We start from the raw sequence: 17,764 nt of genomic DNA, 5'->3' as shown, positions 1-17,764 counted from the left end.
ATCCTAAGGTACGCAAAATCCAATTGTTGACGACAAAAGGAGGCAACCGACTTCCATGATGCTGTCTCGAACGCTTAAATCCTATTTCGGGCGGATGCTGCTATGCGCTGTCACCCTCGCGCCTGCCTTGCTGGCATCCCCGATTGCAGGCGAGGTGTCGGCAGCGACAGGCACAGGCGCTGCCCAAGGGCACGCCGCAGGCGGCACCTCATCGACCGGGCAAGTCATTCCTGCGGATAACCCGGTATTTTCACTCTGGACTGCTCACCAAGCGACTGCCAATATCGGAACCCCTGATCGCCAGACTGTCGAGCCACGATCCGCTGACCTTCGATCCGTTGACTTGCGATCCGCTGACCTCCGATCCGCTGACTTTCGATCCGCTGACCTCCGGATCGCTGACAAGACCGGACTCGATTTAGCTGCGGCAGTGCCGGACAGCCTTGTTGCCTTCGCTGAACAGACCGTTGACCATTTATCCGGCCATGCTCCATTCACAGCCTGGTCTGAAGCCGAGCTTGAATTTACCCCGCTCGGTCCGGGAACGCATGGCTGGTTGGTGACGCTGTCCGAAGGCGGGCTTCCGCAAGGCTATCTAATTATTACCGCTGTGGAAGACGGCGGCTACAGTCTGACTGAATACGGAATCGGCTCTACGCTTCCGTTCAGTCAGGCGCCGTTATATGAGCGTCTCGCAGCCGAAGGGCTGCTCAAAGGCAGCGCGGGATTGCCCGAAGGAAGCGTCATCGAACGAGGGTACAGCGGTGTCTTACCGGTGTGGGATATCAGGCTGCCGGACAAGAAGGTGCTTCATATCAGCGCTTTTACCGGGCAAGCGTTGCCGGTCGAACCCGATGATAGTCTAAGCAAAGGCCAAGCCGCTTCGGCTTCGCACGAATCTGCCCTTCCCCCTGCCCAAGCAAAAGTAAAATTCAATCCACGGCAGGTCTGGCTCCCGGAGACACCTTCGCTGGCCAATCAGGCGACCGATTCATACAGCAATTTGCTGTGGGTGACCACGCCCGGCCTGCAGGCCAGAAGCAGCAGTGAGCTTCGGAAGCTTCTCCAGGCTCACTCATCGCTAGTATTCTCAGCCGGCTCTCGGAACGCAGCCTATGAAGCTCCCTTCGCCTTGAACGGCTGGCAGCGATGGCATGATGCAGACAATGGAGCCGCTGTGATTTATACTGCAGTCACGCTGGAAGGAGCCGATACCGTGCGCTTTCTTCCAGCCTCAAGCCTTGCCGGACATGGGGTGTTTCACGCGCTTCCACGGCATTGAGTAACGTTCGGAATTCGGAATGGTCTTTATTTTCGCCATAAAAGGGCGCTGACTTTGTACTGCAGTCAGCGCCCTTTTTTTAAAATCCACGACTCCCGTAAGCTTACAGAACCGCCAATTTACATCTATGGCGAATCAGCCCCACGGTGGTATCAACCACATGCCGGATATCGCCACACACGGGGGTATTGGCGATTCAACGCCCCTCCCGATCATGAACATAACGAGTAATGGTTATCATCTCATCCTTGAGACTGTTTATGTTTTTTGCCACTTCGTCTGGTTTTGATGTCATCCTTCCATAAAGAGACCGAAAATGGTATCATTCCGAACCATTTTTTCGTCCAGGGTTCCTTTACCTTCCCTTTTTCCTGCCGGCGTACCTCCCGGGGCGTATCCATATAGGTGACAAAACGCTCCGTAATGTACTTAATCAACTCATCACCGCTGGCCATCGTCTTCAACTCCTTGTTGGTTTTTCCGCCCCTAATATCAGTTTGCGCAGTTTCAAGCGCTTTTAGACGGACTTGACCCACTCGGCATGTTTTTCCCGAAAGTGTACATTCTAAGAGCGTAAGGCGGATCTTCGCCCCTTGTGACAGATATTGAATCGAAGGAAGGAATCGATCTTGATTAAAGCCATCCTAACCATGCTTGCGTGCACCATTGCAGCAGTCCCGCTGCTGGATATTGCCTCGGTCGCTACCCAGCAGTTCCCATTAACCATACACCAGATATCTGACAGGCCATCAGGGCTAAAGTCAGCCCATTTGAAGCTGCGGCTGGCTGAAATTTCGAGAAGCTCTGCCTATACGCCTCCACGCATTCAGCCCGGGACAAGCAAGGATACCGTTTCTTCTCCGCATCCCGCCTCCGCATCGGAAGCAAACAAAAGGGAGGATGCGTATTCGCTCCATGGTCTGCATCCCTTTCCGTATGATGTCATTTTGATTGATGTAGGACATGGCGGAATTGACGGAGGAACATCGCATGGCGACATTTTGGAAAAAGACATCAACCTGGAAATCTCCAGAAGGTTATTCATGCTGCTGCGCAAAGAAGGCTTCCACGCCGTACTGAATCGGGATGGAGATTACGCGCTCAGTGACGACAATCGCTGGCATCGCAGCAGGTCCAGGCATCAGCGCGATCTGGCGCAGCGTAAACAGCTCAGCAAGGAAATCCCGACAGAGGTCATTGTCAGCATTCACGTCAACTGGAGTAAAAATACGAGAAGCCGAGGCGGAATTGTGCTGCATCAGGCCGAAGGTAGAAGCTCACTGCTCGCTGAATCGATCCAGCGCGAGTTGAATCAGCTATACAGCCGAACCAACCGAGTGACGGTTGGCAAGCCCTTCTATCTGCTTAACACAACCGATGTCCCTGCTGTAATTGTAGAAACCGGATTTATGAGCAATCCGGAAGACCGGCTGATGTTGACCACCCGTAAAGGACAAGCAGCGATCGCCGAGGCAGTAGCGAACGGTATTATCAGTTATTTTGCTGCCCTGTGACAAAGACAGGCCTGTTTGCTGTATGCGCATAATGCAGGAGCTACTAAGACAAAAAGAACCTCCCTCATGTCACAAGGACAGCCGAGAGAGGTTCTATGTTTTGTCTTAGAAAATAGGGACGGTACCAGGTCTCCAGCTGGAACGTTCCATCGCCAATTCGCCGATGCCAACGAATTCCACCTGTCCTTTCATCTGCTCAACCGAAAGCTTCAGCGCTTCAGCTGTCCGTCCCCCAAACTTCCCAACATGGCCGATCGCAATGCAGGTGTCCTTCCTGATCGCATGTTCAGCAGCGGTTTTCAGCTGCTTCTGCACATGGGGCACCGTATGCACATCGTCAAGGAATAGATCATTCGCGAGGGCAGGAACCCCTTTGGTTTGCGCCAGCTTCAAGGCAATGCTGTGGTAATTTGTCTTGCTGTCGATGAAGAACAAGCCTCGCTCCTTACATACATCAAGAACAATCGACATGACCCGCTCGTCGCCGGTCACTTTAGAGCCCATGTGGTTGTTAATACCGATGGCGTGGGGGATCGAATCAATAGCAGCCTCCAGGCGCTGGCGAATTTCTTCATCCGAAAGCGAGGTCGTAATCGCTCCGGGCCCCAGCCAACTGGCTTGTCCCTGCTTCGGCTCCATCGGCATATGGATGATGACATCATGCCCTTGCTGATGAGCCTTCTCTGCATCCTCACGGCTGGTGGCCAGAAATGGCATTACCGCTACCGTAATTTTCACAGGCAGGTTCAGCATCTCGGCTGTCCCTTTTTGCCCATTGCCAAAATCGTCGATAATGATAGCCAGCTTGCGGTTCTTGCTTTGCGGCACCCCCGCATTTCGATCCTCGGCATCCGGATAGCGTTCCCCTGCTTTTACCGGTGGTGTTCTGCGCCCCCTAGACTCGGTGGTCGGCATACGCTGTGGGTCTTTGGCCACATGGAGGCCAGTTGACAGACCAATTACCGGTACTTCAGATCTGGCCGACAACCGACCAGCCCAGGCACCAGCTTCAGCCTCATCCAGGCAGCCCGCTGACAGCAGCGCAGCACAGAACATGAGCCCCGTCTTGACATAACGGCTCCGAATCATCGCTTGCAGCCCCTTTCCATTCTGAAAACTACCTTCCGTTCACCTATATTGTTTGAACTATGGGCATCATTTATGTAGGGGATGGATACAACCGAGCCGGGTTTCAGTTTGCAGTGCGGCTAATTTTAGCAGTGGTCATAACCGCCAGCTTCTTATTATGATTCCAGTCGACCTTAATATCGTATATCTGGCACACCTCCCGCAGCGGGACAAGCGAATCCTCCGGGCTTACGCCCTGAAGCAGCTTGGAAAATTGTACGGTTGTGCCGCTGATGCGAAGCTGTGCTCCATCTCCATTCACAAGCAGACGCTGGCTCGGATCCTGACCCTTTAATTTGGCCAGCACTATCTCTGGACGTTGATCAGACCGCCCGGCATTGATGCGGTATCCGTTTCTGTCCTCCCGCTCATTGATGCCCTCCTTCACCGTGAAGGAAGCCTCAATACCCACGGAATCGAGAATCTCTAGCAGCTTGTCGTTAAAGGCCCCGTATGGGAGCGCCATCACGCTCCGGTTGTTGCCCAGCTCTTCCTTAAGCCTTTGTTCAGCGTGGATAAGGTCGTCCACCATTCGTTTCTCGTACTCTTCGTCCGTCTCGATGCGTTTCTCATCTGCAAGGTATAAATTCCGGGTGGTTACCGGCTTCTGTGTCCCCTTGGCGTCGATGCTCCCGTAACGGTGCATGTCATAGGTATGACTATAGAATCCGATCCGATGTTCCTGCATTTCTCTCATCTGCTCCCAGGTTAACTTCGGTCTGCCTTCACCGCTTGGTGAATCCACTGCCGATACGATGACAAAGTTCACGGCCGGATAATTATATTCCTTCAGAATGGGGAAAGCGTATTTGTAAAAGCTCTCATACCCATCGTCAAACGTAATCAAAACTGCATTGTCCGGCACCTCGCTTCCCTTGCCGATGTAATCTAAATATAAGTCTATACTGATTGGTACGAACCCTTCTTCCCGAAGCAGCTCCATCTGTCCCCTGAATTGATCCACGGACAGGATGTCTCCGCGATCCGGGTTCTCCATCAGGTCATGATACATCAACACGCCGACTTTGCCGGAATAGTGTACAATTGGCTCTGAAATCGAAGGGGCCTTTGCACTAAGATCTTCGCTCCACTCCACCTCTTTGCCAAGCACGTCTTTAATGAAGGATCCTGGAACCATCAACTGCCCTTCGTGAATTTCGGCCAATGGTTCCTTGAATTCTTTGCCATCCAGGGACAGAGTCACTTCATCAGGAACCTTGTTGCCGCCGCATCCTGTAACCATGACAACCAAGGCGAGGAGAAGCACCACCCCTCTTAGTTGGACTTGAAGCCTGCCCAGGTTTGATTTTTGTGTTGTACATTGTGCTTTCATGTTTGTTTGCCTCCTTGTTTGCTTGCTGCTGCAAGTATAAGGAAGACATCTTAACGCTAACGTCTTTAAATGCTTAGCAAACACTTAAATGAAACTGAAAAAACGATGCTCTAGTCAGAAAGATTGATTTGAACAGGAACACACGAGCACTTAGAAAAAACGCCCCCTGATCAGGGAGCGTTTCAGCACGATTCGATTATGATTTGTTTGGCAACGGCATAAATAGCATATTGACGGGAAGATTGCTGCCCGAAGCAGGCACAAACACAAATGTCACGCTTTCCTCGGCACTCCCTGTTCGGTACAGGACACCGGCCTCGCTTTGATTTCTTAAGATGCTGCCATCGGTCATTTGCACCACCTTGCCGTTAACGAGCAGCGCGCCCGCATAGTGGCCTCCCCGGGCATTAAGAGCTACTAACGTGTTTGGCGCAATTCGCAGTTTCATCGAATAAAACACGCCTGTATTTCCAATATTAGTCTCTTCCTCCCCTGTCACACCGTCGACGCCCTTCAGGAATGCATCCTGTTTGGAATCCCCCAGCACCAGACGCTGCGGTTCTAGCCCAAGCTGGCCGCTATCGACAACGACTTCCCGGTTCGCGCCTGGGAACGTCCCCCGCACATGCTTGCCGTCCCGAGGGAGCACGGGCAGTTCCTCCAGCGCTTCCAGCGGGTCGCGCGAAGGATCAGCCACGACCACGGAGAGTTTGACTTCCTGATCGGTATGCAGATCGGTATATATCGTTCGCACCATACCCGGTTTAAGCGGAATGCCGCTCATATCAGGCAGCAGAACAGCCGATTCCCCTGCCGGGATGGTAACAATCTCCGGTGCCTCCTTTTTGCTGAACGCCTCCAGGTAACGAGTGATCGCCGCCTTGCCGCTGGTGGACACATATTTCGCAGGTCCCCCGATTCCGGTCGCACCAAGCCGGATGGACAGCGGCGTGCTTCCCGGATTCGTAGCGATCAGATGAACAGACAGGTCCTTGCTCGCACGGCTCTGATTGTGAATATTGATTCGCACATCACCTGAAATCGTATCTTGATATGCAATCCCTTCCTCAGTCAGATGTTCGGGGCTGTTACTGCGAATGAATGTCTGCCCGTCTTGAGGCACGATTGTAAAAGGAAGGGTATTCATAAGCAATGCAGAAGAGGCGTCAAGGTCAAATTTTTGACCAATTGGGGTAAATAATCGATCAAACTCTTCCTTCGTATACAGCGATTCATCAAGCACCTTGATCACTTTGCGGACAGAGCTCTTGACTCCCTCACTGTTGACCACCTCCAGCATGATCTCATGCTCTCCGGGCTCAAAGAAGGCGGATTCGTTCCCCTCCCATGTTTCCTTCACGATTTTGGAGCCGGGGGCGTGACTCAGATTTTCGTATTTGACCGGCTCCCCGAGCCGATACTCCGCCTTATCCGTGGCAAAATCGGCGACAGGAGCAAAGCCCTCCGGATGCTCCTGGTTTCCCCAGGATAATGTGAGCTGTTTGTTTTCCCATGCCAGCCTGCTTTCCGTAAGTTTTGCCCATTCGCGAACGGGAACCATCATACTTCCGCGGTGTGTGATTGCGGGGAGTTCCATTGAGTAAGTCGCTCCACTCCCCTTAACGATGCGGCTGCCAGGCTTGAAAACATACTCCTCGCCGCCGCCCTTTATTCTAGCCTCTTTGGTCGTTGCATCATAAGCGAGGCTGAATCCTTGCAGTTTCGCCATCGTGCTGACCGGCACATAATTATACCCGCCGCGGTTGAGCATCGGCTGAGCTGCACTTATTTCTGCGTCATTGAGTATATACACTGCTTTCGTTGATGAGAAAATCAGTTTATGTGCCCCTTCTTTCGGGACTGATTCATTCATCTGAAAGGTGTCTGCATGTTCCGCATGGATTATGTTTACTCCGGAAGTTGGAATAAGGACAGTCAGCGCCGATATGGCGCAAACCGCAACCGCTATTTGTTTTTTCAACACCGAAGCACGTTTATTCCTCATCTTTTCATCCCCTATTCAAGTCTTGTCCTGCCTTTTGAAAACGCGTTTCAAAAGTCGTGCTTTGTCGGTCGCTTCGGACCGAAATAACCCCTCCTTGCACCTCGACGATGCTCTTTGTAATGGCAAGTCCGAGTCCAGTTCCGCCTGTCTCCTTGGAACGCGAGCCCTCCACCCGATAGAACCGGTCGAAGATAAATGGCAAATCTCGCTCCGGTATGGGCTCTCCATAATTCGTGAAACGGACAACCGCCTGATCGCCTTCACTTCGGACTGCAATATCTATTTTTCCGCCTGACGCTCCGTACCGGATGGCATTGGACATTAAATTTTCATAAGCCCTGACGAGCTGGCCGCCATCAGCCACAATCGCTAGCCCCTCCTCGGCCTCCAATTCAACTTCAACCCCTGACTTTTCCATAGCCGGCACCGATTCCTCGATCAGTTGCTTTATAAAACGGGTCATGTCGATTTCCCGGATTTCCAGCGGAAGACCGTTGTTGATTCTTGTATATTCAAACAAATCATCAATCAGCTTCTTCAGATTTTGCGCCTTCTCATAGGCGATATTAATGAAATACCGAAGTTCCACTTCATCCTGATACCGATCCTCCTCAATAACCTCTAGAAACCCGAGAATTGATGTCAGCGGGGTACGCAGATCATGAGAGACACCGGTAATTAGATCGTTCTTGGTCTTCTCTGCGTTGCGTTCCTCCAGAATGGACTGGTGAAGCTGCCGGCTCATCTGGTTGATACTGTTAGCAACCTCGCCAAGTTGACTATCCTGGCGGACGGGAATTTCCGTATCAAAATTGCCCTTGGCAATTTCCCGCAGCCCATGCGTGATTTCCTCTAGATATTGCTTCAGCTGCTCGGTCATATGGTTAATGCCCGAGGCTAGACGCCCCAGCTCATCCTGCGAATGCAGCTCGATCTTGTAATCGAAGTGTCCGTCAGTCACCTCGCGGACCCCCGCTTCAATGGATTCCAAATCGCGAATGAACCACCTTGTCCCTAAGTAATACATCACAAAGAAGAGGGGCACGCCAACGACATACATGACAGGCTTGGAACCGATGTTGTTGACGACCCAGGCTAGCGGAGAATTAATATATGGAATACTTAGGATCAGAATGCTTAACGCATAGAGAACTATAAGCAGAGCAACGGTAATGCCGATACTGGCTACCAGCATAATCAGCATTTTCATTCGAATGTTGTTAAACTGTATTCGTCTCAAGTTAGGACACCTCTGCCTTCGTTTACTCTATCTTGTATCCGATCCCCCACACGGTTTTGATAATCTCCGGCTGTTGCGGATTTTTCTCGAGCTTCTCCCGAAGCTTGCGGATATGTACCATGACCGTATTCTTGGATTCCATAAACGGCTCGTTCCATACCTCCGTGTAAATTTTGTCCATACTGAGCACCAGACCTCGATTGACTGCCAGCATATGCAGCAATGCGAACTCCCTTGGTGTCAGTTTAATCTCCTCGCCAGCCAGCATTACCCGATGAGAGGCTACGTTGATCGACAACTCGTCGATCAGGATTTCATTCTCGTTTTGATCCCGGTTGCTGTTCAGATGCTTATATCGGCGAAGCTGAGATTTGATGCGTGCAATCAGCTCAAGCGGGCTGAAGGGCTTGGTCACATAATCGTCTGCCCCGATGCTGAGACCGGCGATCTTATCGATTTCCTGGCTTTTGGCTGACAGCATAATGATCGGTGTATTGTTCTCCTCCCTGATCTTCATACAGGCCTCGATACCGTCCATTTGGGGCATCATCACATCCAATATGATGAGATCCACCGGATGAGATTTCAGTATTTCAAGCGCCTCCAAACCATTGGAAGCCGTCAATAGCGTATACCCTTCGTTTTTTACGTAAATTTCCATCAATTTAATAATTTCTGTCTCATCGTCTACCATCAGAATTGTTACTCCAGACATGACTCCTCCTTGTACTCTACTGCTATATGTTATGGCGGAACGCCTCTTAAGTCTGGCCGTTGCTTCCTGGCTATGGTTATGATGTCCGGGAGCTGGATCTTATAACCTGTTCTCAACAACACGGTATACACCTGGTCTTCGAATTCAGGTTCTAAGACTGCGGCTCGCCGCTATGTCCTGTTGTTGTCCGGTACTCTTCGACTTTGGAACACGGCCAAAGATCACCCATGATCCCGGGAGCCAGCGTACCGTTATCTCCACCACTATCCATGAGCACATCAGCGCAACGGCAAAGCCCCCGGCATACCAAAGATACATCATTAGTGAACTCCCTGTCTCAGGTGGAAACTGTCGATAAACCAGCAAAAAGAACGGGTGTATTAAATAAATCCCAAATGACACCGCACCTAAACGCATCAAGCCATCGGTAACCCTTGGTTTCGCCCCCCGATAAACGAGCGATGCCAACTGCAACAAAACGATTACTCCCAGATAAGTATGCAGATTCCACATCAGCTCATATAAGGTCGAATTATATGCGGTTCCATATAATCGGCTGTTGTAATAGACATACACATGACCAAGCCCTGCCGCAATCCATCCAAGCCACAGTATGATCCACAGGGCCGTCCGCAATGGCGTTGCATGGGTCCGGCAGATCGTAAGCCAAGCTTTTAATTTCGGGTAATAGATGCCAACAAAAGCGCCAAGCATGAAGTAGGCTATGTAGGACAATGCCCAGCTTCCTTTATTCGGCACTTGCCAATAATACTTGTTTAAAAGTATAAAGGTCCACTGGATTCCTAGTCCAATCGGAACTGCCCAGCGAGCGAGACGGGGCATCTTTTTGAGCAGCCACAGTATAAGCGGGAACAGCAGGTAAAATTGAATGCTGATGAACACAAAATAAAGATGGGTGTATGCTTTGCCTGTTAGCAGCTTCGTAAAGAAGCTCTCCATCGTTTCCCCGAGCGGCCTGCCCTGGTAATGCAAGTAATGTAGCAGTCCGAAGTAGAATACCGAAAACACCGTATACGGGACGATGATATATAACAGTCTCTTTTTATAGAAGCCGCTAATCCGCTTCAAAGTAATAGGCTCGCTGTAATAATTGTAGAACAAGACCAAACTGCTTAAGAAAATAAAGGTCGGCGTTCCGAATTTCATAAAAATATTCAGAAAGTTGTACGTCCAAAAATATTGGGAGCTTGTCATTGCAGATACCGCAAAGGACGTGGAGTGTACCGACAGGACGCCGATAATCGCACATGCGCGAACCAGCTGTAATTCTGGAAGTCTCTCTCTTCGAAGCCCTAATGCTTGTGAATTGTTCATAGTATTGCCCTCTCATCCTGTTTGAATCGCCTCGGTGGTCCGAAACGGATTTCAACAGTATAGCGGACAGTTCTTAACGCTAAGCTATTAAGTTCTTAACGCCAGACTATTAAGTTCTTAACAAAAGCTTAAGATTTGCTTTCGGGACAACTTAGATAACAAATATAAAAGGCACGGATCCGGGTTCATACCGGGAATCCATGCCTGGATGTTTAATAAGGCGACCTGCTATTTTCATTTAGTTAAAATTTGTGCAACCGTGCTCGGTTTCCTATTCACAGCGGCTTGGGATCGTGGGAGCTCGCAACCCCCATCACTTTCCAGAACGAGTCCTTCGGCTCATGCCTCTCATCAAACAGGAACGGCCAATTTCTGCGCCCTCTCACCGGGAAATCATGCAGCCAGGTATAGTCATCAGCCGCTCCCCAAAAGGTAACCGATCCGATCACATCCTGATATTCCTTAAACAGCCCAAAAAACTGCTCATAACGCGCTGCTTGAAGCTCCAGCATGTCCGCTGTCGGAGATGTCAAGTCGGTTCGGCGGTCCTCGAACTCAAACATCGATACATCCAGCTCCGTAATATGGAGCACAACGCCGAGACTCGCATAGGTTTCAATCGCTTCACGGATTTCATCCAGCGCGGGGCTAACCAGGTTCCAGTGCGCCTGCATGCCAATGCCGTGGATTGGAACGTCCCGCTCCTTCAAGGACTTGACCAGGGAATAGATTTTATCCCGTTTGGCTGGAAACGACTCGTTATAATCATTGTAAAATAACAAAGCATCCGGATCGGCGTCATGCGCGTATTCAAACGCTTTTGCGATAAATTCCTCACCAGCAATATCAAGCCATTTGGAAGAGCGAAGCAGTTCATTACCACTGTCGGATACTGCCTCATTCACGACATCCCAAGCATAAATACGACCCTTGTAGCGGCCGGCCACAGTATCAATATGTTCCTTCATCCGTGCCAGCAGAACTTCGCGGCCGATGACGTTTCCTGAACGATCCTGAAACACCCAATCCGGCGTCTGATTGTGCCATACTAGCGTATGGCCTCTGACGGCCATGTCGTTCGCTCTCGCGAAGTCCATGAGTCTGTCCGCCTCTGAAAAAGTGTATTCTCCCTCCTCGGGGTGAAGCCTTTCGAATTTCATTTCATTCTCCGCAGTGACACTGTTGAAATGCTGTACGAGCAGCTCTTTTTGGGCATCCAAGGTTAACGGATTCACGGCCGCCCCGATCAAAAAGCGATCCTGAAAAGTTTCGGCTAGACTCATTGCGGCAATCTGCTGCTTCTTGTCCATCTGCATCCCCCTCACGTTATCTCATATACTCAACATAGCACATGAAAACGGGACATTTAATGAGCATTGTAAACATGGCATACCAGAAATTATATATGTTAAAAACCGGCCTCTGACTACTGACCCTCTTCCTCGCCTCTATGCCTTTGACCTCGTCTCTATGCCTTTGACCTCGCCTCTATGCCCTTGAGCTCCTCCTTCCTCTCCCCCTCCCCTTTAATCATTATCCCTTTCGTTCAGGGTGTAGGGAGTCTGAAACATAGAAACAAGCGAATGACCGTCAGTCATGATCGGCTTAACAGTTGAAAAAGAGAGTGCATTATGCGCACAAACAAGTGTTGATGAGTGAGAATCAGGAAACGTGAATCGGAATAATAAGACATTTTATTTCACGTTTTCGATTGAAAGAGGAACATACGTTTGCTATAATGAAATAAAAGGAACGAGTGTTCGTCATTTTCTTTAATCGGGAATTTATGCAAGTAAACTTTTATTCGGGGTGAGCGGATATGATGAGCCATACGGGGACGGAGCTTCAATCTTTCCATAACCGTTATCAGAGCGAGCAAGACTGCATGGAGGCGCTGATTGCCATGAAATGGCCAAGCGGTTTTATTTGCCCGCGCTGTAATCACACAGGGTGCAGCCGTCTGAGCTCCCGGCGTATTCCCTTGTTCGAGTGTGGACGTTGCAAGCATCAGACATCGGCTTTGGTCGGCACCATTTTTGAAGGAACCCGGCTTCCCTTGCTCAAGTGGTTCATCGCCCTGGATTTGTTCCTGCTCCCGGACGGCATCTCGGCCACGCGGCTGTGTCAAGTGATTGACGTCACTTACAAGACCGCGTGGTTAATGCTGCACAAAATTCGCCATGCTGCCCTGTATTTCGATGCCCGGGAGCTGCTCTACGGCGATGTAAAGGTAAACAGTGATCAATATGGACGCAATCCCTCCCGATGTACGGTTTCGCATCCACATGCCTCGGCAGTCGTTGCTGGCTGCACGGTCGATGAGGCCGGTGAACCGCAGCAAGTCATAATTCGCCTGGTACCGCAGAGCCGAGGAACCGATAAAAAGGCAGCGCGTCGCGATCTTACCGCGTTCATTGATGAGCATGTGGATCGCCTGTCATCGGACGTCGGTCTGTTCCCTCAAGCGTTTCGATTGTATACGCCTTTGCGGAACGTCGTGAGAGAGGCTTGGAAGTCGCTAACAAGCACTTATGGTGCGCTGGAGCTGAAGCATCTCCAGGCCTATTTGAGTGAGTATACAGGACGCCGCTGGTTGCGCTTGTCCGAGACGGAGGAATCGATGGGTCAGAAGTTGCTTAAGATGTGTGTGACCGTGCCGCGGATTTCCTACAGGCAGTTGATCGCCCGCCAATGTAATCCCTCCCTTGCCGCTGTTGCATGATCAGTATGTTGGAAACCATATGAAATCACAGCATCTCTGAACATATTGTATTTGGATGGCCACAAGGGGCGCCTAGCCAGTCTGTTCTGTTTGTTTGCTGTCCTGATTAAACGGGATAACTGCGCAAGGGTTCTGGGAAAGCGAATTATCAATAAAAACTCACACGCGATCTCCATCCAGCGCTGTCTCGATCAAACCAAGGGCGTTTCCCGGATGCCACACAGGGAACCACCCGCGCAGGATCGCTCCTCCTTCCGGGTGATTGGCCGCAGTCAGGTCACCGCCATGTCGCCGGATAATTCGCTGCGAAATGGTGAGCCCGAGACCGCTTCCACCCGTCGCACGGCTTCGGGAAGCTTCCCCCCTGTAGAGGGGTTCGAATGCGCGCTTCAGGTCTTCTACCGAGAATCCTGAACCGGCATCCCGAATCTCGAAAACCACGCGATCGTTATCCTGGCTACAGCGAACTTCAATTGCACCACCTGACGGTGTATGTCTGACCGCATTGTCTAGCAGATTGTTCATGGCCCTCTCCAGCAGATGGGCATCGCCGCTAATCATGCACGGCCCAGCCAGTTGACTGTTGATCACCATCTGATTGTGCTCCGCCAACGGTCGTAGACTGTCTACCGCCCGCTCCATCACCAGCTTCACATCCACCTCTTCCATGCTTAGCTTGGCCTCCAGATAGTCCAGCTTTGTAAATGTAAACAGACCCTCTACGAGCAGACCCAGCTGTTCGGACTTCTGTTTGCATACCGCCACATATTTCGATATTTGTTCAGGCGACCGGGCAATTCCCTGCTCTAGGCCGTCTAAATACCCACGCAAAGCAAACAGCGGCGTACGCAAATCGTGGGCAACGGCGCTGATGACAAATCGGCGCTCCTGCTCCAATTGTGCCTGCTTTTGAAAGGAGTTCTGCAGTCCTTTCACCATCACGGCAAATCCGTCACGCACTTCGGAAATCTCGGTAATCCCCGATCGAGGCAGTTCCACGTCCCAATCTCCTTCCGCGATCTGCCTTGCCGCCACACTCATCTTCTCCAGCGGCTTCAGGAGCAGCCTGCGCATCGCTGCCCCCATGACAAAGAATGCCAGAATCAGCCCGGCAAATATGGAAAGGATCAGCGACATGTTCGACGAAGGCAGATAGATGATAGCTTTCCCATGCAGCTCTCCATTCACAATAATCGAGAACCGCTCGGTTGACGATGAAGTGCCCCGGCGATCCGGATCGGAACGAAACAGTTCCTCTCCTGAAGCAGACAGAAGTACCGCATCCATTTCCACTGCCTGCAGCTTGTCCTTCAATTCCCGCTGCCACGCCGGGTCGATCCAGCTTTCCGTTCCCGCTTCGATCCTGCCGATCATTTCGTCCAGCTGCTGCTGGACCTTCTGCTCATGCGACCGGGATTCAGATAAGCGGAATGTCCGATTCTCCATATAGTGAGATGCCACAAAAAACGTCCATGGCAATATAAACATCAATATTAAACAGATGATGGTAAACGTACGAATTCGCACAGTTTTCATATTATTCTCCCTCATCAAAACGATAGCCTACGCCCCATACATTGATCAGGTGCTTCGGCTGATTCGGGTCTTGTTCGATCTTCTCACGCAGCCGCCCCAGATGCACACGCACGGTGTGCCTGTCGCCGATGCCTTCCCAGAACTTCCCCAGCAGCTGCTCATATGTGAACACTTGCCTCGGATGCTCCGCGAACAACCGCAGCAATTCATACTCCTTAGGGGTCAGCACCACCTTCTCCCCGTCTACAAACACTTCCCTTGCCGACAAATTAAGCTTAATGCGTCCGTATTCAAGTGTCCGCTCCACTGGACGCTGCGGCGAAGCCGAACGCCTCAGTACCGCACGGATCCGGGCGATGATTTCACCGGGAGAAGCTGTTTTAACAATATAATCATCCCCTCCGAGCGTCAGTCCACGAATTTTGTCAACGTCGTCACTGCGGGCGCTCAGGAACAGGATCGGCACCTCGCTCTCCGCCCGAATCCGGCGGCACAGCTCGTAGCCGCTCTGTCCCGGCATCATGACATCAAGCACGATGCAATGAACCGCGTGCTTCGTAAAGAGAGACCACGCGGCTTGCGCATCATACGCGGTCAACACATGAAATTGTTCAAACTCTAAAAAATCCCGCAGCAGTTCCACGATGCTGGCATCGTCATCCACCACAAGTATCGTTGTCTTTTCACTCACAAATATCCCACCTTTGGAACCAGTTTATCATTTATTTCATAGGAAGCTAACGCACACTCCTGATTTGTGATACATTGTTATTGTTTTGTGACTTTTTGGACGCCTTGTTTGAGATATTCGTTTGTTACGATTCTTCTATGAACATTCCTTTAACGGAAGACGAGAAGGAGGATCAACATCATAAAAATTCAAATTGTACTGTTTGACGGTTTTGATCTAATGGATGTCATAGCTCCTTATGAAGTCTTTTGCGCAGCTGCCATGATCGCAGGCGGTACGCTCCATGTAGAACTGGTTACTGCCGAGGGGCCCCGATCCGTTCCGAGCGGCATGGGCGGCTTAAAGATTGAAGTCAGCGGCAAGCTGAACCCACAGCAAGCTGGAATTATCCTTGTCCCCGGCGCGGCCGGGGAGGTGGAGGGCGATGGCCCCGATTCTATCCCAGCCATTCTCGGCAGAGCCGCGCAAACGTAGCTGGGCAGTTTGATGCGCCAGGTGTTTGAACGGCCAGCGGTTGGTCAGCAGATAGACGAGCGACAGGCGCTTGAGCGACAGGCGCTTGAACGACAGGCAATCGAGGAGCAGAAAGATGAGCGACAGGCACTCCAGCAGGACATCATCGTCGCTACTGTATGTGGCGGTTCGCTGCTGCTTGCCATGAGCGGCCTGCTGGAGGGAAGGCATGCGGTTACCCACCATATGGGTATGGAGGTGCTTGACGCCGCTGGAGCGATCCCGGTTGCAGCACGCGTTGTGGATGATGGCAATCTCGTCTCCGGCGGCGGCGTTACTTCTGGGCTCGATGTAGCACTATATCTGGTGGAACGCGAGCTCGGACCCAAAATAGCGCATACGGTTGAGCAACTGTTCGAATTCGAGCGGAGAGGTACTGTCTGGAGAAATACCGGAATGGATCCGGGACAAGCCGCACGGAAGGACGGCGGAGCATGATCCGAGATGGAGCATGCCAAGACGGGACACTCCGTTACGGATCATGCCAGGACGGATGACATCGAGACAGGGTATTCCGAGGCGGATCACCTAAAGGAAGATCATCCCGAGCTAGTTGGAAGCATGCCCTACGTGAAGGATACCGCCTTACCGGCCTCTGCCTTCGATGGAGACTGGGATATTGCCATCGCTACGCCAATCGGAAATATGCAGGTCATGCTGTCGATATCCTCTGTAGATGGACAGATTCAGGGTCAGGCAACTCAGGCAAACGAGACGGTGCCTTTCCTGAATCCTGTGCTAAAGGATGGCAAGCTGATCTGGTCGCTGCGCGTCACGAAGCCAATGCGATTGAACCTGAAATTTGAAGTGGCCGTCGAGACTGATCGCATGACCGGCGTTGCCAAAGCCGGCATGCTGCCTGCCTCGAAATTGACAGGCACGCGAAGATCCTGACCGTCCTGATCCGAACTGAAATTTGGGAGCGAGAGACGTTCATCGCTCTCCCATCTCTGGAGGTTTACAAATCCATGAATCGACGCAAAACTTTATTCCGGCTCCTCGCTGGGATCACCATCATTTTCATCTTCTACTCACTGGTCAAAAATTATGTCATTGATCCAAGTGCCGCCGGATTTATAGGCCATAAAACAGGACTACGGCGGACGCTCAACCCCCCGGTTTGGTTAAACGTGATGTACGTTCATGTTGCATTCGCATGTGTTGCTATGGCTTCCGGGCTGCTTAATTTCTCCAATCGTCTTTTGGAAAAAAGCCGCCGGTTCCATCGCATCAACGGCTACCTCTATATCGTGTCCGTACTCATCGTCGTACTAACATCCGGATATATGGCTCCTTACGCTACAGGGGGCAGGGTCAGCAGCATCGGATTCAACTTACTGAATATGATCTGGCCGTTTATCACCATCATGGCGCTCGTGCAAATCAAAAAGAAGCGAATGATCCGGCACCGCAACTGGATGATCCGTAGCTACGCTTTTTGTTTCACCAATATGCTGATTCATCTCATTACCACGCTCTTGCATTACGGGATCGGTCTGGATTACCCGTTAAGCTACACCATTAGCGTATACAGCTCCATCGCGTTGCTGCTGATCATTCCTGAATTTGTGATCCGCACGATATTCCGTAACCCGCGAGAACAAGCGATCCACAGCTGAATTATCCAAGCGCTGCACGCCTCGCCGGGGCGGAGCGGCCAGGGACCGTTGCACGCTTCGCCATGCACCTGCGAGGTGGAGCGACCGGGACCGCTGCACGCTTCGCCATGCACCTGCGAGGTGGAGCGACC

At 51.4% G+C, this 17,764-nt stretch carries 14 protein-coding genes and 1 pseudogene; 5 read left to right on the top strand and 10 right to left on the bottom strand.

Annotation, left to right across the window (positions count from 1 at the left end; all coding sequences use genetic code 11):
* Positions 1 to 55: 55 nt before the first annotated feature.
* A complete protein-coding gene (locus CHH67_RS06125; RefSeq protein ID WP_095264196.1) occupies positions 56 to 1,282 on the top strand; it encodes a pentapeptide repeat-containing protein in 1,227 nt (408 codons plus the stop codon).
* Positions 1,283 to 1,524: 242 nt separating this feature from the next.
* On the opposite strand, the gene CHH67_RS06120 is transcribed toward CHH67_RS06125, so the two are convergent.
* Positions 1,525 to 1,737, bottom strand: coding sequence for a YqzE family protein (locus CHH67_RS06120; protein WP_095264210.1), 213 nt, complete (start codon positions 1,735 to 1,737; stop codon positions 1,525 to 1,527).
* 174 nt (positions 1,738 to 1,911) lie between these two features.
* On the opposite strand from CHH67_RS06120, the gene CHH67_RS06115 reads away from it, so the two are divergent.
* Positions 1,912 to 2,796 carry an N-acetylmuramoyl-L-alanine amidase gene (locus CHH67_RS06115; RefSeq protein ID WP_244908100.1) on the top strand — a complete coding sequence of 295 codons (885 nt, stop codon included), beginning with the start codon at positions 1,912 to 1,914 and terminating at the stop codon, positions 2,794 to 2,796.
* A gap of 105 nt (positions 2,797 to 2,901) precedes the next feature.
* On the opposite strand, the gene CHH67_RS06110 is transcribed toward CHH67_RS06115, so the two are convergent.
* The 7 genes from CHH67_RS06110 to CHH67_RS06080 form a co-directional block, all read right to left on the bottom strand.
* Positions 2,902 to 3,885, bottom strand: a complete 984-nt coding sequence (locus CHH67_RS06110) for a divergent polysaccharide deacetylase family protein (protein WP_244908099.1) — start codon at positions 3,883 to 3,885, stop codon at positions 2,902 to 2,904.
* A 103-nt stretch (positions 3,886 to 3,988) separates the two neighbouring features.
* Complete coding sequence (locus CHH67_RS06105) at positions 3,989 to 5,257, bottom strand: polysaccharide deacetylase family protein (RefSeq protein ID WP_095264195.1); 1,269 nt, start codon at positions 5,255 to 5,257, stop codon at positions 3,989 to 3,991.
* A gap of 196 nt (positions 5,258 to 5,453) precedes the next feature.
* A complete protein-coding gene (locus CHH67_RS06100; RefSeq protein WP_218832005.1) occupies positions 5,454 to 7,130 on the bottom strand; it encodes a stalk domain-containing protein in 1,677 nt (558 codons plus the stop codon).
* 136 nt (positions 7,131 to 7,266) lie between these two features.
* Positions 7,267 to 8,502, bottom strand: a complete 1,236-nt coding sequence (locus CHH67_RS06095; RefSeq protein WP_095264191.1) for a sensor histidine kinase — start codon at positions 8,500 to 8,502, stop codon at positions 7,267 to 7,269.
* Positions 8,503 to 8,524: 22 nt separating this feature from the next.
* Complete coding sequence (locus tag CHH67_RS06090; protein ID WP_095264188.1) at positions 8,525 to 9,217, bottom strand: response regulator transcription factor; 693 nt, start codon at positions 9,215 to 9,217, stop codon at positions 8,525 to 8,527.
* Positions 9,218 to 9,361: 144 nt separating this feature from the next.
* Positions 9,362 to 10,552, bottom strand: coding sequence for an acyltransferase (locus tag CHH67_RS06085; RefSeq protein ID WP_095264186.1), 1,191 nt, complete (start codon positions 10,550 to 10,552; stop codon positions 9,362 to 9,364).
* A 275-nt stretch (positions 10,553 to 10,827) separates the two neighbouring features.
* On the bottom strand, positions 10,828 to 11,862 hold the full coding sequence (locus CHH67_RS06080) for an endo-1,4-beta-xylanase (RefSeq protein WP_095264185.1): 1,035 nt from the start codon (positions 11,860 to 11,862) through the stop codon (positions 10,828 to 10,830).
* A 509-nt stretch (positions 11,863 to 12,371) separates the two neighbouring features.
* Here CHH67_RS06080 and CHH67_RS06075 point away from each other — a divergent pair.
* Positions 12,372 to 13,274, top strand: a complete 903-nt coding sequence (locus CHH67_RS06075) for a transposase (protein ID WP_095264183.1) — start codon at positions 12,372 to 12,374, stop codon at positions 13,272 to 13,274.
* A 159-nt stretch (positions 13,275 to 13,433) separates the two neighbouring features.
* Here the strand turns inward: CHH67_RS06075 and CHH67_RS06070 are convergent, their stop codons facing one another.
* Together CHH67_RS06070 and CHH67_RS06065 are read right to left on the bottom strand one after the other, a co-directional pair.
* Complete coding sequence (locus CHH67_RS06070; protein WP_095264181.1) at positions 13,434 to 14,810, bottom strand: sensor histidine kinase; 1,377 nt, start codon at positions 14,808 to 14,810, stop codon at positions 13,434 to 13,436.
* 1 nt (position 14,811) lies between these two features.
* Positions 14,812 to 15,501, bottom strand: a complete 690-nt coding sequence (locus tag CHH67_RS06065; protein ID WP_095264178.1) for a response regulator transcription factor — start codon at positions 15,499 to 15,501, stop codon at positions 14,812 to 14,814.
* A 177-nt stretch (positions 15,502 to 15,678) separates the two neighbouring features.
* On the opposite strand from CHH67_RS06065, the pseudogene CHH67_RS27205 reads away from it, so the two are divergent.
* Together CHH67_RS27205 and CHH67_RS06050 are read left to right on the top strand one after the other, a co-directional pair.
* Positions 15,679 to 16,908, top strand: a pseudogene (locus tag CHH67_RS27205) (DJ-1/PfpI family protein).
* A 74-nt stretch (positions 16,909 to 16,982) separates the two neighbouring features.
* Positions 16,983 to 17,633: a DUF2306 domain-containing protein gene (locus CHH67_RS06050; protein ID WP_095264172.1), complete on the top strand. Its 651-nt coding sequence runs from the start codon at positions 16,983 to 16,985 to the stop codon at positions 17,631 to 17,633.
* Positions 17,634 to 17,764 lie beyond the last annotated feature (131 nt).

The sequence above is a fragment of the Paenibacillus campinasensis genome, from assembly GCF_002272015.1.
GTDB classification, from domain to species: domain Bacteria; phylum Bacillota; class Bacilli; order Paenibacillales; family Paenibacillaceae; genus Paenibacillus_AQ; species Paenibacillus_AQ campinasensis.
Note: the sequence above shows the minus strand (reverse complement) of the source record. Positions and strands in the feature narration are given on the sequence as shown.